The organism is Streptomyces coelicoflavus (assembly GCF_045041415.1).
GTDB classification, from domain to species: domain Bacteria; phylum Actinomycetota; class Actinomycetes; order Streptomycetales; family Streptomycetaceae; genus Streptomyces; species Streptomyces coelicoflavus.
Genome location: NZ_CP108218.1, coordinates 1 through 24,339, shown reverse-complemented (window position 1 = coordinate 24,339; position 24,339 = coordinate 1). Strand labels below are relative to the sequence as shown.

Below are 24,339 nucleotides of genomic sequence, written 5' to 3'. Positions count from 1 at the left end.
CGGAGGGCGGTTGACGGTGGTCCTGGATCCGCATCGCTGGCTGGAACTGCGGCGCTTCCGTGGTCTGCTGGAGTCCCGGGCGATGAGCCTGTCGGAGATCGCCAGAGAGACAGGGCTGGACCGGAAAACGGTCCGCAAGTACCTCTCCGCGCCGGGCCCGGCCACTCCGCCGCGGCGGTCACCGAACGGGCGGTCGCGTGCGAGGGTGATCGACGAGTTCGCGCCCCTGGTCGACTCGATGCTGCGGGCGGAGATCCTCATGAAGGCCGCGGTGATCCACGAGCGGCTGGCCACGGCGTACGGGTTCACCGGCACCTACCAGCGCGTCAAGCTCTACGTTCAGGACGCCGGGCCTCGCATCGCCGAGGAACTCGGCATCACGCCGAAGGAACTGGCGGGCATGCACCGCCGCTTCGAGGTGATCCCCGGGGCCCAGGCTCAGGTGGACTGGGGCGACGAGGGCCAGATCCTCGCCCACATGGGATCCCGAAAGTCTACTCGTTCCACATGACGCTGTCGTACTCGCGCGATCCGTTCTGCTGTTTCACCACCAGCCAGGACCTGCAGAGCTTCTTCGACTGCCACCGCCGGGCCTTCGCTCACTTCGGCGGCGTCCCGATGGCGATCGTCTACGACCGGACCAAGACAGTCGTCCGACGCCACGTCGCTCCAGGCGAGGCCGTTCCGCTGCATCCGGAGGCGGTCGGGGTCGCCGGCCACTACGACTTCGACATCGACGTTCTGGCGGCCTACCGACCCACGGGCAAGGGCCGGGTCGAGCGGCAGGTTCTCATCGTCCGCGACCACGTTCTGTCCGGCCGGTCCTTTCATCCATCGAGGAGATGGGCGCCGCCTTCGCCACCTGGGTCCCGCAGCGACGGGCCCAGGCCCACAGGACTCACCAGCAGATCATCGGAGAGCGCGCGGCACGCGTCCACGCGGCCCTCAAGCCCCTGCCACTGACTCCGTATCTGGTGGCCGAGTGGCATCTGCGGCCAGTCGGCAAGGACTGCCTGGTCGCCTTCGGCGGCAACCTCTACTCGGTGCCGACCCGCAAGGTCCGACCCCGGCAGCTGGTCGAGATCAGGGCTACGAAGTCCCAGGTCAAGCTCCATTCGACCATCCCCGCCAAAGACGGAGAGAGCCTGCTGGCGATCCACCCGCGGGCGGTGGGCCGCGGAGTCCGCGTCGTCGACGAGACCCACTGGGACGGACTGCCGACAGGCAAGGGCCGACGGATCACCACCGGCGACATCCCAGTCCAGCCCCGTCGCGAATCGTCTCCCAGGCGGGAGACCAAACCGCTGGAAACGCTGCTGAGCCGGGCCGCCGTCACCCGGATCGAAGTCGGCCGCCGACCGCTGTCGATCTATGACGAACTGACCGGCACCCGCCCCTTGACGACCGCCGCTTCCGCCAGGGCCTGCGACTGTCGAAACTGCCGCACCACAAGACACTGGACGAATGCGACTTCTTCTTCCAGCCCAAGCTCGACCCGCGCAAGGTCAAGGACTTCGCCACACTCTCGTTCGTCGAGGCCAAGGCCGACGCCGCCCTGCTCGGGCCGCCGGGGGTCGGCAAGACACACATCGCCGTCGCCCTCGCCGTTGCGGCCTGCCGGGCCGGCTACTCGATCTACTTCACCAGCCTCGACGACATGGTCCGCAACCTCAAAACCGCCGAGGAGACCGGACGGCTGACCAGCAAGCTCGGCACCTACCTGCGGCCCAGCGTCCTCGTGGTCGACGAAGTCGGCTACCAGCCCCTCGAACGAGTCGAGGCGAACCTGGTCTTCCAGGTCATCTCAAAGCGCTACGAACGGGGATCCATCATCCTGACCTCGAACAAGACCTTCAGCAAAGCGCACATGTTCCGGCGAACCCGTGCGACGTGCCACCGAAACTTCACGGGTTCGATGTGCGTGTGGTCCGGAAGTCTTGGTACTCGTCGCAGACGATGCCCTGGTTGACCCAGCGTTCGGGGTCCGCGGCGAGTTCGTGCTCTGCCAGGTGCAGGGCTTCCTCTGGAGTGGGCAGGACGGCGACCTCCCGGCCCCACGTCTCCTCGTCGGGGTCCAAGGGTGGGAACTCGGTGATGTCGTGGAAGGTGTCGGTGCCGACGTCCTCGACATCGCTCAGATAGATGGTGACGCCCGTCGGTCTGGGACCGAGGGCGATCCAGCGGAGCCCGGGCCGGCCGTCGATTTCGATGGCGCCGAGGAACTGCTCGATCTGCTTCCCTCGCCGGAGGGCACCGAGGGCGAAGGCGGGGGTGAGGTGCCGCATGTCAGTTCCTTTGCTGGTGCTGGACGGGCAGGCGTCCCGGGTCGACGTGGTCGGCGAGGTAGATCATGACGCCTTCGGGGTCCATGCCGAAGGCTGCGGCGACGATGCTTGGGGTCAAGGGTGTTTACCAGCTCGGCGAGCCGGGTGCTCCGCAGGGTCCGCGGTGGGACGCCACAGGGGTCAAGGACGTGGCTGACATAGGCGGTCGAGCCTGCTGCCTGGCCGGATTTGGTGATCTTGGCGACGATCACGTGGGGGTTGCCGGTGTGCTGGCTCTCGCGGTGGGCCAGGCATCGTTGAAGCACCGACCAGCTGGCCGGGTCCATGGGCACTGGATGCGGCCGTTTGCCCAAGCGGATGCTGCGGTTGGTGGGGTCAAGGTCGTCCACGCGCAGGAGCCGCACCTCACCGCTGGCGGCCGAGTGGAGGAGGGCCAGGATTCCGAGCAGTGCCTCGTGCGGGTGCGCGTCGGTGAACCCTGACGGGCCCTGGCCCTTCGCCCCTCGGGTGGGATCGATGAGCACGATCTTGTGGGAGCGCGCGAAGCGGAAGAACTGCCGCAGCACGGTCAGTCTGCGCTGGCGGGCCTTGGGCATGGTCGCCAGGAACGCTGCGAGGGCGTGGACGTCGGTCAGGGCCCAGTCCTGCTTGTTGCGCGTGCGGGTCAGGAAGCGGGCGAGGTCGCGGGCGATGGCCAGGGCCGCTTCGATGGTGCTGTCGGTGCGGGTCAGGGTGCCGGCCTTGAGGGCGCGCTCGCGTGCTCGCAGCATGGACTCGGCGAACGCATGGACCTGCGGCCGAAGCGGGAGCGGGGTCGCGTCGATGCGGCGTTGGCGGCGTCCGGCGGCGAGCCGTTGCGCTTGGTCGGTTGGGAGCGTGAGGCCGCGCTGGGTGAAGAAGCCTTCGAGAGCGCGGGCGAGGGATCCCATCGACCGACCGGGCCGGCGGGCCCGATTCAGCAGGGCCTGGGGGTGGTTGGCGTATGAGTCGTCCAGAAGTCGACCCAGGGCGCTGATCATGGTGCAGGCACGGCTCGCGCAGTGCCGTTCGGCGAGATGACCGGCGAAGTCACCCAGCCAGGGCACGGGCTCTGCAGGGCGCGGGGCCAGGTTCTCGGCAGCGACGAAGGGTCGGTCGGGGTGTTTCTGCCAGCAGGCCGAACAGAGTCCGAGTCCAGCGTGGCGCCGCACCTGGCCGCAGCCGGTGCACTGCCGCGGAGGTTGCTTGCTCTGCCGTCGGCGCGAGCAGTGGCCGCACCATCCGGTGCCAGTCCGCAGGAAGCCGGGCCGCCGGCAGCGCGGACAGACTTGCTTCGCGGCCTGCCGGTCGGCTTCGCGCCGACAGGAACCGCAGTGGCTGGCGGTCGGTGAGCGGACCGGGCGGCCGCAGCCCGTGCAGGTCCGCGAGCAGGTGATGCACCGTCCGGTGCCGGCCTGCAGGACTCGCGGCCTCCCGCAGGTAGGGCAGGACGCGCGGGCGGCTTCGTCCTTGATCCGGGCCGTGCAGCGGCAGCAGTGCTGCCGGTCGATGAAGCCAACCGGAGCCCCGCATCCGACGCAGTCCCGCTGCCTCTTGCCCATGTTCCGAGCTCACCTCCTTCGGTCAGATCGGCGGCATGGACCGGCCCCGGGCCGAGGCAACCCGAGGCAGATCGGCTGCCGGCCGAGGAGGGGCCGCGGGACGTTCGACGGGGGTGGTGTCGACCTCGATCAGATCGTTGGGGGTGCACTCCAGAGCGGTGCACAACGCTGCGAGCGTGGACATTTTCACCTGGGAGGGTTCCTTGGTGAACAGGGCCGACACCGAGGCGGAGGACAGTTCCAGGCCGGCCCTCTCGGCCAAGAGGCGCCGCAGCTGGGCGCCGGTCCAGACCTCGCGCTGGGCGGCCGCCATCCGCAGCTTCCACTTGATGTTCACGGCGTGGGGTTCCTCTCCGCTGAGCTCGCCGAGCGTGGTGGTCACGGCGCGTCGATAGGCGTCCTCGATGAACGTGGCCGAGGGCCTGACGTATCTCATGGTCGAACTGACTGTCCAGTGACCGAGTAGCTGCTGAATGGCCACCAGGTCCACCCCGCGCTCGTAGTTGTGGGTCGCGCAGGCCCTCCGCAGGGCATGCGGGCTGAACCGGTCAGCGGCCGGTCGGCCCTCGAGTTCCATGAGATAGCGCAGGCGGTTGCGGACGGTGCCCTGGTGCAGATGGCCGCCCGACTCGTCGGCGAACAGCGCGGGCGAGTCGGGGAACTTGCCGCGGACGTCGTCGAGGAACCAGCGCAGGACCAGGTCCAGCTGGTCGAGCATGGGCACCTAGCGCGGACGGGGTCCGGAGGTGTGGGCGCCCTTACCGAAGCGCACGTGCAGTTTACCGAACGGGCCGCGGCCGAAGTGGACGTCCGGGTGGTCCAGGAGCGAGGCCTCCTCCGATCGCAGGCCGGCATGGTACAGCGTCCGGAACAGTGCGTAGTCACGGGCGGCGGGTGCGTACTTGCGGGCAGTGGCGATCCGGGCCTTGAGGAAGTCGAAGAACCACTCGACCCGTTTGGGAGTCGGTGGCGGCAGCAGGGCCGGCGAGTCGTCGCCGACATGCCGCGAGGCGTTGAACTCGTCCACCGGGCAGACCAGCCGGACCCCGAACGCTGCCTCTATCTCGATGGCCTTGCGGGCCTGAAGGAACCGGTGGAAGCCCTTGAAGATCTGGACGTATCCGCGGCGGGTGGACGGCGCTCTTCCCTCCACGGCCAGGCCGCCGACCACGCGGTCGATGTCCTCGGGCGTGACATCCCACGCCGGTCGGCCCAAAGCCTTCAACGTCCGCTCCAGCAGGCCGATGTCGTTGTCGACCGTCACCGGGCGGAACCCCCGGGCCCGCCATGAGGCCACGAACGCTTCCACGCACAGGGCCTGAAACTCCCACGGATCCCAGGCAACGGGGACCTCGGGCACCGACCGGCCCTCGACCACCCTCAGACGCGACTCCACCATCCGGCACACCTTCCTCGCACCTGACGAATGAAGGTAGCGCCTACAAAACAGCGCTGTCAGCAAGACAATCAAAGAGACGCCCAAGACCCCGAAACCGGCAGGTCGCAGGACAGATGTTCTCCAGGGAACAAGTGCCAACCCCAGATGAGTGGGGCCAGGTCTTCGGCGACGAGGTCCTGGCCACCGCTCTCCTCGACCGACTCCTCCACCACTGCGACGTCATCTCCATCAACGGACCCAGCTACCGGCTGAAGAATCGCCTCATGGCCATTGAGCGAGAGAACGACGTCGCCTAGGGAGAACCGGCCCTTGATGGAGAGGCCCTTCCTGCCTCACTCGGGCTTCATCACCTGGGCCAGGCCCTCGGGGGTGTCCTTCACCTCCGGCGGCGGCCCCGGATTGCCCCGATAGGTCACACCATCGATGGTCACCTTGCCCGTCGCTTCGGCCAGTGGGCGATGTTCGGTCAGACCGTCGGCCGGCCCGCCGACGAAGGTCACCAGGACAGTGATCGAGTTCGGGTCCATCGAAGCCGTCGCCTCCACACGCTCTACTCCACTCGGGGCTGCAGCACCGTCACCGGAACCACCGCATCCCACGAGCGCGACCAGCAGGCCGGCACAGCCCACCATTCTTCGGATCAGCATTCACGGATCCTGCCAGGGCCGGGTCAGACGGCCTACAGCAGAGACGACCTTGTGACCTCGACCCAGGCCGGGCCCCGAACACGCGCCATCAACTGGGGACGTTCAGCCGTACGCAACTGGGGAACTGAGGCCGTACTCCGACATTCAGGGACTACCAGTCGTGGCTGACCGCCCAGACCTGGTACCAGCTCGAAGCGACGTCACCGGACCAGATCGACTGAGACAGCACCCGCATCCAACCGTCAGGGACCAGATCACCTGAGATTCTCAGTCGCCGGGCGTCTCAGCTGTTCTGGTCGCCACAGGTCACGGCCCTACACGCAGCCCAGATCATTTGAGACGGGACACCTGTGCCATTGAAGTTCGACCGCCTACGAGTCTCTGGAACAGCTACCGCTTCACGGGACCTTGGGTTGCAATGGCCTCCATGTTGAATACCTGGCTCGATTGGTTGGCGCTGATCGTCCTGCTCAGCATGGTGATCTTGGGGGCGCTCGCATGGTGGGGACGGAGGTCGCGCGTCGAGTGGCGCGTCGAGTCGAGTGGCATCTCATATGAAACGGTACTAATCGCGGCGACACCCGGCCCGTTCGTGACGGCATTCGCAACCAAGCTCGGAGAGCGCCTCGGAACAACGGTGCGGGTCAAGCGGATGTCATGGCGGCAGCGCCGAGGGCGCAGAGCTCAGCTCGTTGTTACACAGTCGTTCTGCCAAGCCGTCACCATCGAAGTGGAATCGGGGCTCAGTGAGGAGGCTCGGCTTGCGCTGATCGACTTGGGTGTTGAACGCCCCGAACTGTGGGGGCACCTCCTTCGCTGGGACCAGGAGGCAGAGGCGTGGCTTCCTGTTCCGACCGCCCCTGGGAGCGAAGGCGCCGATTGACGTCTTGATCGTCGGCCGGGTTCCATATGGTCACACTTCGGTGGCACAGGCTCAAGGTTCGCTGTCACGAAACCTGGGCGAACGGAGAGACGTCATGGAGCCCGCCGATCTGCTCGACCACCACGGCGTCAAGCCCGTCGGCCTGGAGGCGGCTCCGGCTCCGCCCGCGCGGCGGGAGACGCTGGCCCGCATCCAGGAGACGCCACCCCGGTCCTGCGCGGTGTGTGGCGACCCTGCGGCCACCGCTCGATCCGTGCGCTTCCCGGGGGCAGGGACGCGCTGGGTGGATCTGTGCTGGGACGACGGGATGGCGGTCCGTCCTCGATGCCGTGTCCCGGAGACGCTGAGGGCATCGCCGCAGACCTGCGGGGCGGCGGCCCGGGAAGCTGGCCTGCCGGGGGCATCGTCGCTGTCGTTCTATTCTTCGTTCGAAGTGGCCGCTCGTGGCCGCGGAACGGCGAGAAAACCCGATGACCGGCCCCTGTACCGCCCACCAGCGAGCCGGACACATCAGCGCGCACGTGTCCCGGCGACCAGATCGGCCCGTGCTCCACGTGCCGCCGGCCGACCCACAGATACGGCTCCGGAGCCCGCTCCCCGCTGTGCGAGAACTGCGACGCCAAGGCAGTCCAACGCTGGGGTAGGACACTTCGCGCCGTCTGACGCGCCCTGAGCCGTGAGCGGGCCTGAGCCCGGAGGCAAGACGGCTGATCCGGCCGATCTGGCGGATATATGCGGCCATCCTTGTATGACACAGACGTCTCGGATGCGCATGCTGGCTACAACCTTGACCAGGGGCGTTCACTGAGCTGGTGGGGGTTGTACGTGCTGACCATCAATGTTGCCGTGTTGCTGGCGGTCATCATCGTCGTGCGGCTGCGCCGACGGACCCACGCCCGCAGCCGCAACGACGAGAAGCTGACGGTGCTGATCGTTCTGGTCTTCGGCATCCTCGTCGCGCCGACCGCGTTCGGGCAGGGCGTGCTCGACGTCGTGGGGCAGCTGGCCTCCGGCATCAACGACGCCGGCCGCTGACCGCTCCCTCAAGCGCTGCTCGCGCTTCCGGGCCGGCAGGGGCACCCTGGAGGCGTGAGCAGCGCGCCCATCGTCGTGCATCGGCCTTCGGTCTCCGGGGGCCGACGGGTCAGCGTGCACCGTCACGGCCGGGGCGAGATACTCGGCACCGCCTACGGCGATCACGACCTGGTGGTGTTCCTCGAAGGCGCCGGTATCGAGGACGCGGAAGCGGTGCTGGACGACCGGCGGTGGGTGGAGTGGCGCGGCGGCCCGGCTCACGATTTGCGGCACTTTTGTGCCTCTCACCTGTATGGGCAGGGGGATGGATCTGGAGGCCATCGGCGCGCTGCTGGGCCATACCTGGATGTCGACGACAGTCCGTTATGTCCATGTGCCGGCCGAGCGGATCGCAGCGCCAGGCTCCCGATGGGGACGCAACCGCCCCCGGAGCCGTCTGCGACGATGGCGGACATGGATGTGCGGAGCAGGAACCATGTGAGGGTGACCGGGCGGCCCGGTACACCCGTGGTGGTATTGGCGCATGGTTTCGGGTGCGATCAGAACATGTGGCGGCTGGTGGTGCCGGCGCTGGAGCGGGCCTTCACCGTTGTCCTCTTCGACCACGTCGGCGCGGGGAACTCGGACCTCTCGGCGTGGAGTCCCGAGCGGTACTCCACGCTGGAGGGGTACGTCGACGACGTCCTCGAACTGTGCCGGGAGCTGGCCCTGGGACCGGTGACGTTCGTCGGGCACTCGGTGAGCGCCATGATGGGCGTGCTGGCCGCCGCCAGGGAGCCCGAGGCGTTCGCGGGCCTGGTCCTGCTGGCTCCCTCGCCTTGCTTCGTCGACGACCCCGATGTCGGCTACCGGGGCGGGTTCAGCGCCGCGGACATCGACGAGCTGCTGGAATCGCTCGATGCGAACTATCTGGGCTGGTCGGGTGCGATGGCCCTGGTCATCATGGGTAACTCGGAGCGGCCGGAGCTCGGGGAGGAGCTCACCAGCAGTTTCTGCCGCACCGACCCGACGATGGCCAAACTGTTCGCCCGGGTGACGTTCCTTTCCGACAACCGCGCCGACCTCGCCAACGTGACGGTGCCCACGCTGGTCGCCCAGTGCTCCAGCGATGCGATCGCCCCGCCCGAGGTGGGCGCCTTCGTCCACGCGCAGATTCCGGACAGCCGGCTCGTCACGCTGAGCGCCACCGGGCACTGCCCGCAGCTCGCCGCGCCCGAGGAGACCGCCGAGGCGATCGCCGCGTTCGTGGGGGCCGCCCGGTGATGTGCAAGACCAGCGACGACGGGCGGGAGGGCCGAGAAGGCGAGGGGCCGGTGGATGAGCAGGCACAGTTCTCCGCGCTGCTGGAGGACAGTGCCGAGGACCTGTACGAGCACGCGCCCTGCGGCTACCTCTCCACCCAGCTGGACGGCCGGATCGCGAAGGTCAACACCACCCTGCTGGACTGGCTCGGATACCAACGCGATGATCTCGTGGGCCGCAAGCACTTCTCCGACCTGCTCACCGTCGGCGGCCGGCTCTACCACGAGACCCACTTCGGCCCGCTGCTGCGGATGCAGGGCGAGATCAGCGGCATCGCTCTGGAGCTGAAGGCCGCCGACGGCACCCGGCTGCCGGTCCTGGTCACCTCCACGGTGAAAACGGGCAGCGACGGGCAGCCCCTGCTGATCCGCACCACCATCTTCGACGCCCGCGACCGTCGCGCCTACGAAACCGAGCTGCTGCGCGCCCGCCAGGAAGCCGACGTCGAACGCGACCGCCTCCAGGTACTGGCCACCACCTTGCAGAAGACCCTGCTGCCGCCGGCCCTGGTGGACGTTCCCGGCCTGGACGTGTCCGCGTACTACCACATCGCTTCCGTCGACGAGGTCGGAGGCGACTTCTACGACCTCTTCCCCCTGGCCGCCGGCACCTGGGGCCTGTTTCTGGGCGACGTGTGCGGCAAGGGCGCCGCCGCCGCGGCCATCACCTCCCTGGCCCGCTACACCCTGCGCGCCGCCGCCGTGTACGACTCCGACCCGGCCGCAGTCCTCGGCAACCTCAACACGGTGCTGAACCACGAGTACAACGGCACTGATCCACGCTTCTGCACCGTCGTCTACGGCCTGCTCACCCCGGACGAGGGCCGCGGCGGCTTCCGTATCACCCTGGCCAGCGGCGGCCACCCCCCGGCCCTGCTGATGAGCGCCGACGGCACGGCCGACTACCTGCCCACCCCCGGCGGCCAGCTCATCGGCGTACTGCCCGATGCCCACATCGCCACCGCCACCGTCCACCTCGCCCCCGGCGACACCCTCCTCCTGCACACTGACGGCCTCACCGAAGCCCACACCAATGCCGCGGCCGGCGGAGGAGAACGCTACGGCGACGACGCCCTCCGCGACTTCGGCCGCCAGCTCGCCCCCACCACCGCCTCGGACACCATCCGCGCGGTCCGCGACCTGCTCGACACCTTCGGCACCGGCGTCGACGACGACACGGCAGTCCTGGCCATCCACGTACCCCGACCCCCCAGTGAAGAGCAGCAGTGACCAAGCACCTGACCCTTCACACCCGCGCCACCCCTGCCGGGCCGGTCCTCGAACTCATCGGAGAACTGGACCACCACACCGCGCGGGAAGTCCGCGCCGTGCTGCCCGGCCTGACTCCAAGTCCGGGCCAGCAACTCGTTCTCGACCTCGGTGGCCTCACTTTCTGCGACTCCACCGGCATCAGCGTCCTGATCGCCGCCCGCAACCACGCCCAGGGCGCGAACGCGACCGTCGTCCTGGCCGCGGTCCCCAGCCACCTAGACCGGATCCTCCGCATCGTCGGCCTCGACCAGGTCTTCGCCATCCACCTCACCGCACAGGACGCCGAAATCGCCTGGCACATCGTCTCCGACTGACCCGTCGTACCTGCCAGAGGAAGCTCTCGCCCCCACGGAGAATCGAGCAATCACCGTTCGCAGTGCCTCCCAAAGTGGTAAACATCTGCCGTCCGTTCTCGGGTTCTGGCACAGTTTCCGTGCAACGGCCACTTTGAGTGATGATTGAGCCTCTCAGGGCGGCATCGAAGTCGCTCGAAAATGAGCCGTCACCGAGGCGGCTGGGCTCAAAGTCCGGTCCGTGGAAGAGGTCGTGCTCCGGCTGAAGGAGCTGTTGTTCCCGTCGATCGCGGACGTTGCGGTGCTGTCGGTGGACCTGAATATCGAGATGGTGCGCGTCGACGCGCACTGCACCACGGCCGGCGACGTCTGTCCGGGGTGCGGGGCCTGGTCGACCCGGGTTCACAGCTCCTACCTGCGGTTTCCCGCCGACGTACCGAGCGCCGGACGAAGCGTCGTACTCCAGCTCCGGGTTCGGCGGTTCCGGTGCCGGAACACCTTGTGCTCGCGCCGGACCTTTGTGGACCAGATACCCGGCCTGACCCGTCGGCACGGCCAGCGCACCGAGCGGCTGCGCTCAACGCTGGCCTCGGTCGGTCTCGCCCTGGCCGGCCGCGCCGGCGCCCGGCTGACTGCCATCCTCGGCGTGTCCGTGAGCCGGAGTACCGTCTTGCGCCTGATCGACGTCCTTCCCGAGCCCGAAGCGCCCGCGCCGCGGGTGGTCGGCGTGGACGAGTACGCCACCCGCAAAGGCCGCCACTACGGCACCGTCCTGGTCGACGTCGAAACCCGCCGCCCGATCGATCTCCTGCCGGACCGGGAGGCATCGAGCCCGGCCGCCTGGCTCGCCCAGCGGCCCGGCGTCGAGGTCGTGTGCCGGGACCGGGCACCGTTCTTCGCCGAGGGCGCCACCACCGGTGCACCGCAGGCTGTCCAGGTCGCGGACCGGTGGCACCTCTGGCACAACCTGAGCGAAGCCGCCGAACGGAGCGTCGCCCAGCACCGTGGCTGCCTCCGCGCTCTGGCCTCCACAGCTTCTGAATCCGGACCCGAGGCGGTGCCAGCCGCGGACCCGTCCGCTTCGCCTTGGCCGCGCGGGCACCGGTTCGCCGACCGGACCCGGGCCCGGCACGCGGCCGTCCACGGCCTGCTGACGGCAGGACACAGCCGGCGCTCCATCCAGCGGCAGCTCAGGATGACCTACCGCACGGTCAAGCAGTTCGCCGACGCCGCAAGCCCGGAGGAGCTGTTCACCGGCCAGGGGCAGAACCGGCCCTCCGTCCTCGACGACTACAAGCCCTACCTGGACGACCGTTGGAGCGAGGGCTACACCAACGCCTGGAAGCTGTGGGAGGAGATCGTGCCGCTTGGCTACCAGGGCAGCTACCAGCGCGTTCGCGCCTACATGCACGACAAGCGCACCTCACCGCGGCCGGTAACCGCCCGGCCGCCTTCGCCTCGGGCCGTCGCCGGATGGATCCTTCGCCACCCGGATACCCTCACCGAGTCCGAACGGCTCCAGCTCAAAACCGTCCGGGCCCACTGCCCCGAACTGGACGCCCTCACCGGGCATGTCCGCTCCTTCGCGGCCATGCTCACCGAGCGCCAGGGCGAGCGCCTGCCGGACTGGCTCGACGCCGTCCGGCAGGACAACCTGCCCAGCCTCCACACCCTCGCCGCAGGCATCGACCGAGACCGCGACGCCGTCATCGCCGGCCTGACCCTGCCCTGGAACTCCGGCGTCGTCGAAGGCCACGTCAACCGGATCAAGATGCTCAAGCGCCAGATGTTCGGCCGGGCGGGCTTCGCCCTCCTGCGGAAGCGCGTCCTCATGTCCTGATCACCGACGGGAGGAACTCGATGGCAGTGGCGTCGGCGGATGTGTCAGCCTTCTCCTCCCAGATGCCGACGGAGAAGACTTTGATGACCAGCGACGACGCCCTCGATCAGCTCAGACACATCGCGCGCGAGAGGGCATTCGGCAGGCATGTCGGGTCGGACCGGCTCATTCAGGCAGGTCTGGACGCACTGATAGCGGGGGTCGAGAGCCCGTCCCTCGCCATGCTGGCTGGACTCCTTCGGAGCGAAGAGCCCGAAGCGTCAGAGCTTTTCGACCAAGTACTGGAGGAACTGGGACTGCTCTTCCACCCGCCCGCGGACCCCCGGGCCGCATAGTGGGCGATGGCCTACTGGATCGCCGGTCAGATCGCCGACGGATCCCTGGATCCCGCCCTCGCCACCCACCTCATCTGGGCAGACATCCCTACGACCTCGGCTACCCCGAAGAGCTAGAACCCCTGGTGCACTGCGCGCACAACCTAGGCGGCTGGGAGGAGAGTCGGGGAGTCTCCGTCGAGGAACTCAACGGAGAAGCGGTTGAGGCAGCGAAGCGGTTCCTTAGCAAGAGGTCTGCAGCCGAGGCGGGGGACTAACCCGGGGCTCGTTCTCGCCATCGGGAACGGTCAACCGCGGGCTGATCCACTCACTCAGCGTGGCCCGCACCACAGAACCTGAGCCAGAACCGGTTCTCGTGTACAAAGTCACACCAGCCAGGCCAGGGTCAACGAGCTGGCTTCGTCGTCCACTGGCTGGTCCGAGGACTCTTGCGAGTGAGGCGTGGGGTCATCGTAGTGATGAGTGCCCAGTTCAGGTGTGCTTCGGACTGCTGCGGGAGGCGTTCGTAGTCGCGTGCGTTGCGGCGGGCGTTCCACGCAGCAGTCGATCGTGTGCTCGGCTTTCCAATGGCCGGGCGGGAGGACGAAGCCCTTGGCGTCCTTGGGGCGGGAGACGGTGCGCAGGTGAGTCGGAGACGGTCGCGGGCCCAGTCCACGAGGTCGGTGAACGGATAGCCGTCCCCTCGAGTCCAGGTGGTCGGCGTCAGGTTCTCCGCGGCGACGACGTCGCGGACGTGCCGGATGCCCCGGCCGACCTGCGAGCGGGCAAGGCGGGTGGCGGCCATGAGCTGGTAGGTGTGCAGGCCGGCGGGGCGTGCTTCCATCAGGGCGACGCGGACCAGGTCGCTGTAGTGCTTGGCCAGGGGCCGGGCCTCCCGGCACCGAGGCACGGCTACTCCTCACCCTGGAGTAGCTGGACCAGCTGCTCGTCCAGGGCGAACTCACCGTTGTCGAGGGCTCCTTCGAGCCAGTCTGCCGCCGCGCGGACCCTGCCGATCTGCCATCGGACAGTCTCGCGCTCGTCCTGGGTGAACTCCTGCCCGCGCAGCTGCGGAACGAGCCGGCCCAGGGCGGCCCCGAAGCCTTGACAGGAGCCGACCAGGTCGAGGTCCTCGACGGTGCGCTCGGTCTTCCGGGCGGCCGGTGTGCGCTCCCGGATCCGTTCGCGCGTGTCGTTGGAGTTGTCGAACTGCGCACGGCTGACGAGCATCCGGGTGGTGTCGTCCCTGGTCAACTCAGGGGACGGCCCGCACCCGGTCGGCCGGGTGACATGCTCGGTCACCGCAGGCCGCTTCAGCAGATCGGTGGCACCCTGCGCGCGACCTCATCATCCCGGGTCAGGTCAGCGACGGCCTGGACCTTCTCGTCCACAGCGACCGGGCGGTCGACCCGCTGGCCGACGACCCGCTTCGCACCGTCGGGCGTCCACTGCCTCGCCCCCGTGCGCGGGTGGAACGGCGCATCCTCGATCGCCGCCCACCGCTCGTCCTCATCGACGACCGAGGCCAGGATGCGATGGACCGTGAACGACACCCCGTCCTTTCGGCGTTCCTTGGGCCACCGGTTGGCGGTGTAGCTCCAGTCCTCCACCGTCCGCCGTTCGACACCGATGCCGTCCGCGAATATCTGCTGCGACTCCTCCACCGTGAACAGGTCGTCCGTGCCGTTCGGCATCGATCCGCCCACCGAACGCATCCGCTCGATCTCCAGCGCCATCCTGATCGTCCTCGCCACAAGCCCCGACTCGTACTCGTGCCCAGCCACCCTCGACCACTGGACCACACGTGAACTCGATGTCGTGGTGGACGAGTTGACGGGGTCAGTTGGGGGGATGGGAGCGCGGCCAGAGCGTCGTGGGCGGGCGGGACGTTGTAGACGCCACCGCCGATACGCCGTGTCCGTCGTCGCCTTGACCGAGCGCGACGCCCACGAGGGGGAAGGGGAATCGGGGGGCCTCCATGCCTTTCGTCAAGCGGCGCGCGCGTTTCGGGTTCGTAGAAGGTGCTGTCGGGGAGCATCGCGACAGCACACTGGTGCGGTGGCCGACCAGGCAAAGGGGGCTGGGGTGTGGGTCTTTCCGAAGACCGCGCTACGCCACCCGCTCGGCGATCGGACCATCTCCGCGAGGCCTGCCCCGGCGCCAGCCAGGTCGCAACTCGGGGGGCGGGACTCAGGAAGGGGTGCACGCCTCGGCGATCGATACGCTGTTCTCGTAGAGGTGATGCCGGGTGATCCGGCCCTCCTCGACGGTGAGGCGCAGCGCGAAGGGGCCCTCGAAGGACTTCCCCGTCGCGCGCACGGTCCCCGAGAGGTACCCCATCAGGACGGCGTCGGTGCCGTCGACGAGGAACGTGTCGACGGAGGCCCGTGCATCCTCGGCCACCGTGTGCTCGGCCAGCTCCGTGAACTGGGCGGCGCATTCGGCTCCGGTGGAGCGTGGCCGGATCCACGGGACGGCAGGGTTCTCGGCGAGTAGCCAGTCGACGTCGTCCGCGAAGAGCGCGACGAGCCACTCGACATCCCCGGCCATCCGGGCGGCGAGGAACTCCTGGACGACGTGGCGGGTGGTGTCGGCGACGGAACTCGCGGTGAGGTCAGCGGTTTTGATGGGCATGGTTGCTCCTCGCGCCTTAGATGCCGGAATCCTCGTCGGGATCTCGTTGACATGTAGCACGCTGCCGCAGCAGGGGAGCGTGGTCGATTACGTCAGAGGTAATGGCCGGGTGGAGGGCTTCTGCGTCCGTCGTCAAGGCCTGGCCTGTCGGCTGTGTTGGGTGTGTTTGTGATGTCGGTGGTGGTGGGTGTCCGGCTCACCGTTAACGCTGCCAGGCCGTGTCGGCGGTATCGGTTAGTGACCGCAGTGTTGTCATGCCTCGTGAGGTGAGCGAGGAGACGGTTCCTGGGAAGCAGTGTTGGTTTTGTTTTCCAGTCTTTTCACCTGCTTCCTTATCGGAGTGTGGAGGAGAATGTGATGTTGGGGGAGGTGTATCGCGGGCCGGGCGCGGGCGGGGCGCTGCCGGTGGCGGTGCGCGGTGAGGTCACGGCCGGCCGGTTCTACGACCGGGGTGACATCGCCCGCGGCGCCAGAGTGGCGGTGCTGGGCGACCAGGCCGCTCGCCTGCTCGGTGTCACCCGGGTGGAGGACGCGCCCGCGGTTTTCTTCAACGGTCTTTCTTTCACCGTGATCGGGATCCTCGGCGGAATCGAGCGTGAGCAGCGCCTGTCCACCTCGGTGATCCTGCCGCCCACGACGGCCAGGGACCGTCTGGGCCTGGACACGGTGAACCGCGTCCTGGTCAACACTTCCCTCGGTGCCGCGCAGCAGGTAGCCCGGCAGTCTCCCGTCGCCCTGGCACCGGGCAGCGCCAAGGCGCTCACCGTCCTGGCTCCGCCCGATCTGTCGAGGGCACGCAAGGGTGTCCAGGGCGACGTCAACGGTCTGTTCCTGGTCCTCGGGCTCGTCTCGCTGATCGTGGGTGCTCTCGGTATCGCCAACGTCACGCTGGTCACCGTGATGGAACGGGTCGGAGAGATCGGGTTGCGGCGTGCCCTGGGCGCCTCGCGCCGGCAGATCGCCGCTCAGTTCCTCCTGGAGTCGACGACGATCGGGCTGCTGGGGGGCGTGATCGGTGCCGCGCTGGGGGTTGTCGTCGTGGTGGCCGTGTCGGCGGTCAAGGACTGGACTCCCGTACTCGACGGCCGGCTTGCCGTCGGCGCTCCGGTCGTCGGCGCGGTGGTCGGCCTGCTGGCGGGTGTGTATCCGTCGCTGCGGGCTTCCCGGATGGAACCGGTCGAGGCGTTGCGAGCCCCGTCGTGAAGACTGCCCCCGGGGACCGGCGCGGGGGCGTACTGGACGGCCCGCCTGCCGTCCGCAACCGCGTTTCTCGTGCCATGAGTTCGGCTGATCGAGGGTGACCGGGGACTGGCACGGCCGTGGCCGCGGGAGGACGAAGGGGGACATTGTTCTCGGCGTCTTCGGGCGGGAACGGCGGCCCGTGTGGGAGTGAGGTGGATCACTGGAACGCGTCCGGGGGCGTGGAGAGAACAAGGTGTGAGGAACTCAGACAACGACCTGCGGCGTCGTGTGCGCACCGGTGACCGTGAGGCGTTCGCCGAGCTGTACGAGGCGTTCGCCGGCGCGGTGTACAACCATGGTCTGCGGCTGACCGGTGACTGGTCGGCGGCGGAGGACATCATGTCCGAGACTTTCCTGGCCGCGTGGGGCAACCGTGCCGCGGTGCACGAGGAGGGGGGCACTCTGCTGCCGTGGCTGCTGGGCATTGCCACCCACAAGGCGGACAACGCACGGCGCAGCGTGCGCCGGCGGCAGCTGTTCCTGACGCGCCGGCCGCAGGCCACGGCGGTGGAGGACTTCGCACCGGAGGCGGCCGGGCGTCTGGACGACGTGCGCCGGCTGCGTGCCGTTCAGGCCTGCCTGGGCCGGCTGCGGCGCCACGAGCGGGAGGTGCTCGCCCTGTGCGTGTTCTCCGGTCTGGACTACCGGCAGACGGCTCAGGCGCTGGGCATCTGCGTCGGCACCGTACGGTCCCGTCTGTCCCGCGCGCGCAAGAAGCTCGCCCGGCTTGCCGAGGAGAACATGGAACTGCCCACCGTCCGCGGAGAGATGACAGGTGCGGCTGCACTCGCGGCCGTGCCCGTGCGGAAGGAACTCACATGAACGGCAGGCCGAACCCGAACCCGGCTTCTTTCGAGCCCTCGGACGAGCGCGAGGAGATTGCCCGTCTGCTGCCGGCCCCGGCCGACTGGGACCTTCCGCGCGGGCGGCACCTCCATCACAAGGACCTCTTGATGCGACACATCGACCGCGACCAGGCCTCCACCACCGTCACCACCACCGCCGCCCCCACCACCGCCGCCCCCGCCGCCCCCACCACCACCGCCACCACCGCCGCCCCCGCCGCCACCACCGCCACCGCCGCCGCCGCCGCCACTGCCGCCCCCACCACCGCCGCCGCCGCCACTGCCCCCACCACCCCCGCCGCTGTTGCCCGGCCGGGGCGCCGACGGCTGCGCCCCGTACTCCTGGCGCCCGTGACCGCGCTGGCCCTGGCCGGTATCGTGACCGCGGCCTTCGCCCTGAACGACGGCGACCGCAAGCCCGCCGCCGGCACGTCGTCCGACGCGGCCGCGGACATGCAGCCCGTCTCCGCTCTCCTCGGGCAGATCTCCGACGCCGCGGGCAAGCGTGACACTCCCACGGTGCGGGACGACCAGTTCTCCTATGTCAGGGAGAAGGTCCGCGAAGCCGACCTGTCCAGTGGGAAGGCCGTCGTCGGCCCGCTGCACGACTACGAGCTGTGGCTCTCCCAGGACCCCGAGCCCGTGCAGAAGCAGGGCCTGATCCGCAGCGACGGCAAGACCGTGCCCCTCAACGCCGAGTTCGGCGACACGAACGGCACACCGGCCGGCTTCAGCCGCCCCACCTACCAATGGCTGGCCTCGCTGCCGACCGACCCCGGCCGGCTGCTGGACCACCTGTACGCCAAGGCACCGCAGGCCGAGAACAGGGAACGCGACCAGGCCGTCTTCGAGCAGATCGGCGACCTCCTCGACCAGGTGATGCCGGCACGTACGGCCGCCGCGCTCTACCGGGCCGCAGCGAAGATCCCCGGCGTCACCGAGACCCCTCGGGCCCAGGACGCCGTCGGCCGCCGGGGCCTGGGCATCGCCCGCAGCGACACGAAGAACGGCGTCGTCACCGAATGGGTCTTCAGCACACAGGACTTCACCTACCTCGGCCACTCCACCCGCCTGACCAAGGACACGCCCTACGCCGAGGCGGGGACGCTCCTGGACAGCTCGGCCCTCCTCAAGAGCGCGGTCGTCGACAAGCCCGGCCGGCTCCCCGGCAGCGAGAAGAAGTAGGAACGGCCGGACCGGTCGGTCCTGCGGCTGTCGCCCGGTCCGCCCATGCTCCGCACGTGGGACTGGAGGACCGCGGTGTTCTGCCGGACGCGGAGCGGGAACGGCCCCGGCCCGTCCCGCCGGAGCGGTACGGGCCGCGGAAGGACGGCGGGTCCACGTGTGCCGTCGGCGCTGCCGGCCGACGCGGTCGGCGAGATCGACGGGGGCATCCCGGTGAACCCCACCAGTGCGCGCCGCTCCGCCCCGCAGCCGCCGCACCGGCCGGCCTGTTCGCGGCATACGGGCCGGCCCTCACCGTGCCGCCCGCGCCCCCACCGGCATCCGCCCCTGCACCGCCGCCCCCGGGCCCGCCGCCGGCCGTCCCGCCCACAGCGCATGGAACAGCGCGGGACACACAACCCGCCGAACTCCCGGCCCCGCCTACGCCCTCCCACGGCGGCGCGGGCTCGGCGAACGCCTCCTGCAGGGCGGCAGCCGGCAACCGACCACCGTGGTCCGGCGGGTGCCGGTGTCCGGCCAGCCAGGCCACATCGCGTCGGTAGATCGGGTCGAGAGGCCCAAGCCCCCACGACCGCCGGCCCGCCGCCGTACAGATCTCTCCGACTACCGCAGCGAGAGACCGCTGCCGCCGGGTCAGCTCTCCGCCCCCTGTGCAGTCGGCGAGCACCCCGTGGCCATCGGCCGGCCGGAGCATCGGCTGAGGAGCATGCGCCCGCACCCCGCTCGGCACATGCCACCGCAGTCCAAGCGGCCGGGCGTTCCGGCCCGCTGACGCGTGGATTCGCGGTCGAGGAGCACCCCACGCAGTCGCGCCGCTGCGGACCCGTAGTGCACCAGCGGCCCGGTGGTGGCCGACCGCCACCGTCCCGGCGCCCGCCGCTTGCCTTTGCGGGCCGGGAAGGCTTCAGCGGCGGACAGTTTTCGAAGACCACGTGGGCGGCCGCCCATGACCGCCTCGGACACTCAGTCGCCCCGCCCGCAGTCCGAAACAGCACGTCCACCGAATCGGCTTCGGACCGCCACGCCCTCGCTCCGCCACGCCCTCGCTCCGCCCCACCCAGCATCCTGCATACAGAACCAAACGGCTTATCAGCCCGTCCGGTACTGGGCGCGTGCCGCATCGGCGAACATCAGCTGCGCCCGGACCGTTCTGCAGCCCAGGTGTAGCCCAGCTCTGCGAGGGCGGCCCGCTGATCCGCATCCAGCCGGTCACGCCTGGCCTTTTGGTTACTCAAGAACACACCCAGCCTGATCGCCGAACCGTCAGGCAGCTCCTCAACGTGTGCCCTCCCGACGACGGTTCTGCCTTCCCGCTGGATGTACTGGGTCAGGGCTGCCAGACCGCGTTGGAACGCGTACTGCGCCTTGGCCGGGCGGCCCTTCGTCGCACGCTGGGGCGCCGGGGCGGGTGCCGGCGTCTCAGCGGGCTGTACGCCCAGCGCTGTCAACCGCTGCTGCTGTCCCTCGGAGAGCTCCACCCAACTGCGGCGTTGCCGCTGAAGCCATTTGCCGAGGTCGTCGCCGTCCATGAGGACGCCGGGTGCGATGTCGGGCAGGACTCCGCCGGGTTCGTCGGCGGCGAGGTGGGCGAGGTGGCGGTGGTGGCGTTGCCAGTCCAGTGGCCAGGGGCAGTCCCAGTCGGGGTCAATCGAGGCCAGCTGCGCGTCCCGTGTCCGCGCCCGTTCGGGGTTCTTGCCGAGGCCGCCCTTACGCCTGAGATTCGCCAGTAGCTGACCGATGGGGACAGGCTTGCCGTCGGCGGGATCGCCCCACAGGGCGTCCTGCCTCGGGGCCATGTGCCCGTGCGCACGGTGGTACGAGCGCAACACCGCCAGCTTCGTCTCCCAGGCTTCTTCGCCGGGCTCCCAGACCGTGCCGGCCTCCGGCGCGTCGAGCAGCGTCTTGCGCCGCTCCTCGAGCTCCCCGGCCCGCCGCGCTTTTCGCTGCTGGTGCACCCACCGCCCCAGCGGAAAGGCCCTCGTGACGCCGACCTCGACCTCGGTGTCGTAGGGGACGGCGTGCAGGCCGGTGATCTGGTGCTCCTTCCGCCACCGCAGCAGCGCCTGATAGCCCTCCAGCCAGACCAGCGACTCCGGCCGGTAGACCCGGGTGCGCAAGAACGCCGCGATCGTCGCGGCGTCGCGCGGGGTGGAGAAGTGCAGCAGAGCCGACTCGACCGAACCGTCGGTGCCGCCCTGATCCTGGTCGCCTCCGCCCTCTCCGCCGTCGGCCGCGATGATCCGCCCGTCCTCGTCGCGCCGGATGTGAACCCTGCGCTTGCCGCTGGTGAGCGCACGCGAGGCGAGCTGCTCGACCAGGCGCTCGTCATGCGAGCGCAGGCCCTGCAGCACGGCTACAAGGGGGCGGTACGAGGCGCTGGCGACCATGTCGGCCGGGTCCTCGCCGGGCTCCAGGAACACCGGCACGATGATCCGCGCGACCTTCGTGGAACCGTCCCGGTTGAGCCGAAGAGCCCGGCCGATGTTCTGCACGATCTCGACCTGCGAGCCGCGGGTGTCGGCGAAGCAGACGGCCTCGACTCCCCGTTCGCCGGTGATGTCCACGCCCTCCCCAAGCACGCGACAGCTGGCGAGGAACGCCCGGTGCACACGGCGGCCCTCGGCGTCGATGCCGTTGGCGAACTCGTGCAGGGCTTCGCGTCGTTCGGTGACGAGGTGGTCGCCGCACAGCCACGCCGACCACACCCGCTCCGGCGGCACGTGGCGTCCTGCTTCCAGCTCGTAGAACCAAGCGCCGGCCGACGACGCGGGCAGCTTCTCCGCGGCCGCCAGGTCCTCGCCGGAGGCGTCGCGCGCGTACAGCGCGGCTGCGGTCTTCGACAGCTTCTCCGCGAAAACGGCGGCCTCCTCGACCTTCTGGTGGAACGTCATGACCGTACGCAGGTTGTACGCCGCCGCGTGCTCCAAAAGCGCGGTCTGCAGCAACGCCAGGCGCCGGCCCCGCCGCGCCTCCTCCGACTCCCCGACGATGGGGGAGGGGTCGCGGATCTCCAGGACGTCGATCTCGAACCCGGCGAGGATGCCCCGCTCGATCGCCTCGGAGAGCCCGAGCTCGGCGCCGGGAAGCCAGGCCCCGAAGATGCCGTCCGGGTCGTCGGCCATGCTCGCGAGCTCCACCTCCACCCCGCCCGCGCCCCTCTGCGGGCGGGGCGAGGCGAGGATCCGCGGGGTGGCGGTGAGGTAGAGCCGGAAGGCGGCGGGGATGCGGGCATGGTCGTGGATCGCCGCCCACGGACGGCCAAGATCACCCGCGGTTGAGTGGGCCTCGTCCACGATGGCGAGGTCGAACGGGGCCATCTGCTGGCCGTAGAGCCGCTCCCCGCCCGCCAGAGCGGCTTCCACCGGCCCGCGAACCGTCCGCCGGCCCGTCGGGTCCTCCGGGCCCTCGCGGTCCACCAGGGAGGCGTAGGTGGCGAACACGACCACGGGCCCGGACCCGGCCCAGAGCGCGAGCTGGATCGCATTCGTGGTGGCGCGCACCCCCAGCGCGTTCAGCACCGCGTCGTTCTCCAGCGAGCACACCGCCACCATCGGCGCCCGATGACCGACCACCCGCCACGCCTGCGCGGTCTGTGCGAGCAGGTCCAGGGTGGGCACGGTCACCAGGATCCGCCCGCCCGGGAAGCACTCCAGCGCGCTCGCGGCAGCCGTGATCGTCTTACCGGATCCCGTGGCGGACACCAGCGTGCCCCGGGCCCCCTGCCCCGGCACAGAAGATCTTGCATAAATTCTGACCCATTCTCGAATGGCTGCTTTCTGGGTCACCTGATGTTCCCGGAGACTGATCACAGAACTCATCCTTGTCTTTTCCCGGATGACATCACATTCCTCCACCACGACCCCGACGAGACTGCGGACGCGTCAGAGGCAGTGGTAGAGGCGGGGCAGGGGTACCTGTCGATCCCGCCGCGTGCGGGCAGCTCGTCCTCGAAGTCGCAGGCGGCGACGGCTTTAAAGCCACCGTGCCACAGTGCTTCGAGCACGGCCGTGACGGCCTGAACCACCTCGTCCGGCGTTCCCGCGGGGGCCTCGCACTCCAGCACGGTCGGCCACTGAAGGAAGTCGAAGGGATGGGCCCGTCGGCCGATGCTGTAGTCGTTGTGCTCGCTTCCACGCGCACCGGCCCGACGGTCAGCTCCGCACCATCCTCCTCAACGAAGCCGAGGGCGTCTCGAAGCCAACCCACGACCCGCGGGGCGGACACGGCGTCCACGTAGATCGAGGCGTCGCTGTAAGCGGAGTCCGGGCCGAGGGGCGAAGACCCGCGATCATTCGTCACGCGGCGCTCCCTGCGGATCTGGCCGGGGTGAGGGAGAAGGAGCGCTGGAGCAGCCGCTTGGCCGGTTCGTGGTGGTAGTACTCGGCGATCTGCAGGGGAGTCTCGCCGTCGATGGCCGGCAGGCGCGGATCGGCACCGTAGGCCAGCAGGATCGCCGTGGAGGCGGTGTTCAGCGGGTAATCCGCCTGCACATGGCCGTCGCCTTCCAGGTCGATCGCATGAGTCAGCAACGTGAGCTCGAAGCACACCTCGCCCGGGTCCGCCCCAGCGCCCAGGAGCACGGCGAGGGTCTCGTAGCCACTCATCTCCACGGCCTGATGCGCCGGTGTCCACGGCTCCACCTCAGGCCAAGTGCTACGCCACAGCGCATCGGAACCCATAGCGCCCCTTCCCTTCTCCACCGGCCTTGCTGGGCCGTGGCTATCACATCAGTGGACGGACCACGGGCATAAGACGCCGAAGCTGCAGCGGCCCCCGACCCTGCTACCGGTGTCCCCACATTACGCCAACTCTACATGCTGCATCACATCGAGAGACAGACTCGCGAAACCCTCGACAGAGCCCCCACTCAAGATCCCGTCCGACCTCCGGCGTGCATCGCGCATCGCGGGTACACGGTGCCGCATGGCACCGAAGACCGAACGCATCCAGTTCCTGCGGGCCGCGCGGCAACTGCGCCGTATCCGCTCCTTCTACGCTGCGGCCATCCTCCTGTGGGCAGGGTCCGCGGCCTGGACCGGCTGGCAGGCCCCAGGTAGCCGGCAAATGTGCCCGGGCCGTCCTCTTCCTGATCGTCTTCACCGCCCTGCTCGTCACCGCGACCCTCGCCCTGCGGCACCTCGCCGTTCCCGCAACAGGCCGGCCCGGGCACCACGCTGCCCCGCACAAGCTGCCGAGCACCCGCCGTCACGCTCCCGCCTGAGAGCCCAGCCCATCACTCTTCCCGCGAGTCAATCCGGGCGTGGACTCCGCCCGCAGGGGGCGGAGTCCACGGTCTGCTGACAGCCCGCTACCGGAGCACCACACCCCTGTCCCTGTAAGCGCTCGGGCCGAAGGCCCGTTGACGGGCCCGCGCAGCGGGTCCGTCCTGTGGCGCGCAGCGCCACTAGGCGGCTGGAGCGCAGCGCAGGCCACCGCAGCTCCGGGAGCGCAGCGGACGGAGCGTCACCAACCCGGCGCAGCCGGGTTGGTGAGCTGGACGAGCAGCGTCCAGCCAGCGCTTCCGCGGAGCGGAAGCGCAACACCCGCGCGCAGCGCGGGTGTTCGCTTGCCCATCGCGCAGCGA

Annotated in this window: 20 protein-coding genes and 4 pseudogenes; 15 read left to right on the top strand and 9 right to left on the bottom strand. The window is 69.4% G+C overall.

The window, feature by feature from the left end:
* Positions 1-16: 16 nt before the first annotated feature.
* Positions 17-1,421: pseudogene (gene istA / locus OHA99_RS00120) on the top strand (IS21 family transposase); the annotation flags it as partial.
* Positions 1,400-1,861: pseudogene (locus OHA99_RS00115) on the top strand (ATP-binding protein); the annotation flags it as partial. The pseudogenes istA and OHA99_RS00115, both read left to right, overlap by 22 nt.
* Positions 1,862-1,904: 43 nt before the next feature.
* Here the strand turns inward: OHA99_RS00115 and OHA99_RS00110 are convergent.
* Positions 1,905-2,285 carry a hypothetical protein gene (locus OHA99_RS00110; RefSeq protein WP_366471711.1) on the bottom strand — a complete coding sequence of 127 codons (381 nt, stop codon included), beginning with the start codon at positions 2,283-2,285 and terminating at the stop codon, positions 1,905-1,907.
* 530 nt (positions 2,286-2,815) lie between these two features.
* Between OHA99_RS00110 and OHA99_RS00105 the strand changes: the two genes are divergently transcribed.
* Positions 2,816-3,271 carry a hypothetical protein gene (locus OHA99_RS00105; protein WP_366471712.1) on the top strand — a complete coding sequence of 152 codons (456 nt, stop codon included), beginning with the start codon at positions 2,816-2,818 and terminating at the stop codon, positions 3,269-3,271.
* Positions 3,272-3,887: 616 nt separating this feature from the next.
* On the opposite strand, the gene OHA99_RS00100 is transcribed toward OHA99_RS00105, so the two are convergent.
* Together OHA99_RS00100 and OHA99_RS00095 are read right to left on the bottom strand one after the other, a co-directional pair.
* Entirely contained in the window at positions 3,888-4,583 is a 696-nt protein-coding gene (locus OHA99_RS00100) for a tyrosine-type recombinase/integrase (RefSeq protein ID WP_366471713.1), read from the bottom strand.
* Between the two features lie 6 nt (positions 4,584-4,589).
* Positions 4,590-5,264: a hypothetical protein gene (locus OHA99_RS00095; protein ID WP_366471714.1), complete on the bottom strand. Its 675-nt coding sequence runs from the start codon at positions 5,262-5,264 to the stop codon at positions 4,590-4,592.
* Positions 5,265-5,410: 146 nt separating this feature from the next.
* On the opposite strand from OHA99_RS00095, the pseudogene OHA99_RS00090 reads away from it, so the two are divergent.
* A pseudogene (locus tag OHA99_RS00090) lies at positions 5,411-5,560 on the top strand (ATP-binding protein); the annotation flags it as partial.
* 36 nt (positions 5,561-5,596) lie between these two features.
* On the opposite strand, the gene OHA99_RS00085 reads toward OHA99_RS00090, so the two are convergent.
* A complete protein-coding gene (locus tag OHA99_RS00085; RefSeq protein ID WP_228125988.1) occupies positions 5,597-5,911 on the bottom strand; it encodes a hypothetical protein in 315 nt (104 codons plus the stop codon).
* 427 nt (positions 5,912-6,338) lie between these two features.
* Here OHA99_RS00085 and OHA99_RS00080 point away from each other — a divergent pair, with 427 nt between their 5' ends.
* The 8 genes and pseudogenes from OHA99_RS00080 to OHA99_RS00045 all read left to right on the top strand — a co-directional run bounded on the left by OHA99_RS00080 (position 6,339) and on the right by OHA99_RS00045 (position 12,870).
* Positions 6,339-6,794 carry a hypothetical protein gene (locus tag OHA99_RS00080; RefSeq protein WP_405693372.1) on the top strand — a complete coding sequence of 152 codons (456 nt, stop codon included), beginning with the start codon at positions 6,339-6,341 and terminating at the stop codon, positions 6,792-6,794.
* An 825-nt stretch (positions 6,795-7,619) separates the two neighbouring features.
* Positions 7,620-7,829, top strand: coding sequence for a hypothetical protein (locus OHA99_RS00075; protein ID WP_176156434.1), 210 nt, complete (start codon positions 7,620-7,622; stop codon positions 7,827-7,829).
* Between the two features lie 54 nt (positions 7,830-7,883).
* Positions 7,884-8,090: pseudogene (locus OHA99_RS00070) on the top strand (hypothetical protein); the annotation flags it as partial.
* A 192-nt stretch (positions 8,091-8,282) separates the two neighbouring features.
* Entirely contained in the window at positions 8,283-9,092 is an 810-nt protein-coding gene (locus OHA99_RS00065; RefSeq protein WP_405698869.1) for an alpha/beta fold hydrolase, read from the top strand.
* Positions 9,092-10,360 carry a PP2C family protein-serine/threonine phosphatase gene (locus tag OHA99_RS00060; RefSeq protein ID WP_381501974.1) on the top strand — a complete coding sequence of 423 codons (1,269 nt, stop codon included), beginning with the start codon at positions 9,092-9,094 and terminating at the stop codon, positions 10,358-10,360. Before OHA99_RS00065 ends, OHA99_RS00060 begins: the two co-directional genes overlap by 1 nt.
* Positions 10,357-10,716, top strand: coding sequence for an STAS domain-containing protein (locus OHA99_RS00055; RefSeq protein WP_366471716.1), 360 nt, complete (start codon positions 10,357-10,359; stop codon positions 10,714-10,716). Before OHA99_RS00060 ends, OHA99_RS00055 begins: the two co-directional genes overlap by 4 nt.
* Before the next feature lie 220 nt (positions 10,717-10,936).
* On the top strand, positions 10,937-12,535 hold the full coding sequence (locus OHA99_RS00050; protein WP_405693370.1) for an ISL3 family transposase: 1,599 nt from the start codon (positions 10,937-10,939) through the stop codon (positions 12,533-12,535).
* Positions 12,536-12,555: 20 nt separating this feature from the next.
* The gene (locus OHA99_RS00045) at positions 12,556-12,870 is read left to right on the top strand and encodes a hypothetical protein (protein WP_405693369.1); all 315 of its coding nucleotides are present in this window, start codon (positions 12,556-12,558) and stop codon (positions 12,868-12,870) included.
* A gap of 891 nt (positions 12,871-13,761) precedes the next feature.
* Here OHA99_RS00045 and OHA99_RS00040 read toward each other — a convergent pair.
* From OHA99_RS00040 to OHA99_RS00030, 3 genes are all read right to left on the bottom strand, one after another.
* Entirely contained in the window at positions 13,762-14,103 is a 342-nt protein-coding gene (locus OHA99_RS00040) for a DUF6192 family protein (protein WP_405693367.1), read from the bottom strand.
* A gap of 59 nt (positions 14,104-14,162) precedes the next feature.
* The gene (locus OHA99_RS00035) at positions 14,163-14,585 is read right to left on the bottom strand and encodes a DUF6192 family protein (RefSeq protein WP_194280235.1); all 423 of its coding nucleotides are present in this window, start codon (positions 14,583-14,585) and stop codon (positions 14,163-14,165) included.
* A gap of 454 nt (positions 14,586-15,039) precedes the next feature.
* Complete coding sequence (locus tag OHA99_RS00030; RefSeq protein ID WP_331727670.1) at positions 15,040-15,483, bottom strand: nuclear transport factor 2 family protein; 444 nt, start codon at positions 15,481-15,483, stop codon at positions 15,040-15,042.
* Positions 15,484-15,840: 357 nt separating this feature from the next.
* Here OHA99_RS00030 and OHA99_RS00025 point away from each other — a divergent pair, with 357 nt between their 5' ends.
* From OHA99_RS00025 to OHA99_RS00015, 3 genes are all read left to right on the top strand, one after another.
* A complete protein-coding gene (locus OHA99_RS00025; RefSeq protein ID WP_366471720.1) occupies positions 15,841-16,686 on the top strand; it encodes an ABC transporter permease in 846 nt (281 codons plus the stop codon).
* Positions 16,687-16,941: 255 nt separating this feature from the next.
* Positions 16,942-17,547 (top strand): RNA polymerase sigma factor, encoded by a 606-nt coding sequence (locus tag OHA99_RS00020; protein WP_153182130.1) that lies wholly within the window; start codon positions 16,942-16,944, stop codon positions 17,545-17,547.
* Complete coding sequence (locus OHA99_RS00015) at positions 17,544-18,755, top strand: CU044_5270 family protein (RefSeq protein ID WP_331727664.1); 1,212 nt, start codon at positions 17,544-17,546, stop codon at positions 18,753-18,755. Before OHA99_RS00020 ends, OHA99_RS00015 begins: the two co-directional genes overlap by 4 nt.
* Positions 18,756-19,885: 1,130 nt before the next feature.
* Here the strand turns inward: OHA99_RS00015 and OHA99_RS00010 are convergent.
* Together OHA99_RS00010 and OHA99_RS00005 are read right to left on the bottom strand one after the other, a co-directional pair.
* The gene (locus OHA99_RS00010; protein ID WP_331727662.1) at positions 19,886-22,573 is read right to left on the bottom strand and encodes a Helicase associated domain protein; all 2,688 of its coding nucleotides are present in this window, start codon (positions 22,571-22,573) and stop codon (positions 19,886-19,888) included.
* Between the two features lie 477 nt (positions 22,574-23,050).
* Positions 23,051-23,359: an ankyrin repeat domain-containing protein gene (locus OHA99_RS00005; RefSeq protein ID WP_366471724.1), complete on the bottom strand. Its 309-nt coding sequence runs from the start codon at positions 23,357-23,359 to the stop codon at positions 23,051-23,053.
* Positions 23,360-24,339: the final 980 nt, after the last annotated feature.

Excerpts from the sequence above, each read along its gene's own strand:
- OHA99_RS00025 (WP_366471720.1), top strand. The coding sequence starts at position 15,841 with ATGTTGGGGGAGGTGTATCGCGGGCCGGGCGCGGGCGGGGCGCTGCCG.
- OHA99_RS00005 (WP_366471724.1), bottom strand. The coding sequence starts at position 23,359 with ATGAGTGGCTACGAGACCCTCGCCGTGCTCCTGGGCGCTGGGGCGGAC.
- OHA99_RS00035 (WP_194280235.1), bottom strand. The coding sequence starts at position 14,585 with ATGGCGCTGGAGATCGAGCGGATGCGTTCGGTGGGCGGATCGATGCCG.
- OHA99_RS00045 (WP_405693369.1), top strand. The coding sequence starts at position 12,556 with ATGGCAGTGGCGTCGGCGGATGTGTCAGCCTTCTCCTCCCAGATGCCG.
- OHA99_RS00095 (WP_366471714.1), bottom strand. The coding sequence starts at position 5,264 with ATGGTGGAGTCGCGTCTGAGGGTGGTCGAGGGCCGGTCGGTGCCCGAG.
- OHA99_RS00015 (WP_331727664.1), top strand. The coding sequence starts at position 17,544 with ATGAACGGCAGGCCGAACCCGAACCCGGCTTCTTTCGAGCCCTCGGAC.
- OHA99_RS00010 (WP_331727662.1), bottom strand. The coding sequence starts at position 22,573 with ATGAGTTCTGTGATCAGTCTCCGGGAACATCAGGTGACCCAGAAAGCA.
- OHA99_RS00030 (WP_331727670.1), bottom strand. The coding sequence starts at position 15,483 with ATGCCCATCAAAACCGCTGACCTCACCGCGAGTTCCGTCGCCGACACC.
- OHA99_RS00080 (WP_405693372.1), top strand. The coding sequence starts at position 6,339 with ATGTTGAATACCTGGCTCGATTGGTTGGCGCTGATCGTCCTGCTCAGC.
- OHA99_RS00100 (WP_366471713.1), bottom strand. The coding sequence starts at position 4,583 with ATGCTCGACCAGCTGGACCTGGTCCTGCGCTGGTTCCTCGACGACGTC.
- OHA99_RS00060 (WP_381501974.1), top strand. The coding sequence starts at position 9,092 with ATGTGCAAGACCAGCGACGACGGGCGGGAGGGCCGAGAAGGCGAGGGG.
- OHA99_RS00110 (WP_366471711.1), bottom strand. The coding sequence starts at position 2,285 with ATGCGGCACCTCACCCCCGCCTTCGCCCTCGGTGCCCTCCGGCGAGGG.
- OHA99_RS00065 (WP_405698869.1), top strand. The coding sequence starts at position 8,283 with ATGGATGTGCGGAGCAGGAACCATGTGAGGGTGACCGGGCGGCCCGGT.
- OHA99_RS00085 (WP_228125988.1), bottom strand. The coding sequence starts at position 5,911 with ATGCTGATCCGAAGAATGGTGGGCTGTGCCGGCCTGCTGGTCGCGCTC.